This is a genomic window from Bacillus sp. 196mf, from assembly GCF_003217275.1.
GTDB classification, from domain to species: domain Bacteria; phylum Bacillota; class Bacilli; order Bacillales; family Bacillaceae_G; genus Bacillus_A; species Bacillus_A thuringiensis_S.
The window spans coordinates 1-1,600 of sequence record NZ_QJTG01000101.1 but is presented as its reverse complement, the minus strand read 5'-3'; the positions used below and the strand labels follow the sequence as shown (position 1 = coordinate 1,600).

Here is a 1,600-nt window from a genome sequence, read left to right as displayed (position 1 = left end):
ATTTAATTATTTCTAAAATGAAATTTAAGATTATGATATTTATATCCATCGTATTGTAACTCTAATGGATTTATATTTAAACAAGTTGTTGTAATTCTTTTTGTTGTCGCATAGTTAAATACAAGTTCTTGCCAGGGATCGGTTTTTCGAGTAAGTCATCCCTCTATAGCATGTCATTCACTCCTTTTTTGGACGTTTTGAATTCAGCATATGAAATTTCTCCTTCTTTTCTTTCAGACCCTAACCCAACTAGCAGCAAAGATATTTGATAGTTAACTTATCTAGATTCTTGTTTTATTTACACTTTCAAATCAGATGTGACTAATACCACTAGATTTGAAAGGTGTTATTTGTCAAGGTAAATTTATAATTTGCACAGCTAAAAACATGGACTGGAGGAAAATATTAATGGTTAACAGCCCCAGAAAAAAATAAGTTAAAGAAACAAAAAATGAGCTATCCTCTTATTTTTTGTTTCTCTTACATAATTAAATACAATTTGGCTACAAGTCGCCAATATGTGCCTGCATTTAGGATTATTCTATTTCAGACAGTTCGCAAAAATGTTAAGTGAGTAAAATTTAGATTGTATGCTATATGGTCAATATTCAAGAAATTTGTATTACTTCTACACTAGTTGTTTCAGCCGAGATTTCTGCTGGATTAGCCCCACTAGAAAGTCTTAATTCTAGAGTATGTAATCCTGGTCCAGGACGAATAATTGTTTGATTCGTAATTGTTAAGGTACTACTGACTGTTACGGTTCCAGGTATTACGCCCCCATCTAAAAATAAGGTTCCTCCTACTGGCTGATCTGTATTAGCAGCTTGTAAGGAATATAAAACAAGATAACTATTTCCTCCGGCTATTATTATTTCTCCGTTCTGTACAGGATAAGTAATACCTGGCCCCTGAATATCGGGATTATTAAAAGGAATTGCATTGCCTATAGTTAGATTTACATTTGCAGTGAGTTGAAATTCCCCATTACTTGGGAATCCTGGTGGTCCTGTTGGCCCTGGTGGCCCTGGTGGTCCTGTTGGCCCTGGTGGTCCCACAACAGCAGTACCACCAGTCATTCCAATAAGGCTAGTTACATTGGCTAATTTTGAATCGAGTAATAGTTCTTTTTTCATCACTGTGTCTAAAGTTGATTGGACAGTCTTATTTATTGACATAATATCCGTCAGGGAACCTGGTGGAGCAGTCATACCCGGTAGTGTTCCAAGAGCAAACTGGATTTTTTCTCCCTCAGCATTTACAATATGTGCTAATCCTAATTCTTCTAATGCAATAGAGGATAACAATAGATTTATTGCATCATCTCGTGTCACCGATATGGTCGGCGTAATATTAGGGATATTACTTTGTGACATTGTATCACCTCTTTCAAATTTTTAAACATACTTAAATTTATTATTATTCAATACCCTGACATTATAGAATAAAGGGTTATTTTTTTAGAAGAGTCAGTGAAAATATATGGAGAAAAGAAAAAGAAATGTAGATTTCTAACATAACCATGTTTTATTAGAATAATTCAAAAAATAAACTTCTAAAGATATATAAGTCCACTATAAAATATCATCATGTATAAATC

Annotated in this window: 1 protein-coding gene; it reads right to left on the bottom strand. The window is 33.6% G+C overall.

The window, feature by feature from the left end:
- Window positions 1–608: 608 nt before the first annotated feature.
- Window positions 609–1,376, bottom strand: a complete 768-nt coding sequence (locus ATL10_RS30680; RefSeq protein ID WP_110498383.1) for an alpha-helical endospore appendage domain-containing protein — start codon at window positions 1,374–1,376, stop codon at window positions 609–611.
- Window positions 1,377–1,600 lie beyond the last annotated feature (224 nt).

Excerpts from the sequence above, each read along its gene's own strand:
- ATL10_RS30680 (WP_110498383.1), bottom strand. The coding sequence starts at position 1,376 with ATGTCACAAAGTAATATCCCTAATATTACGCCGACCATATCGGTGACA.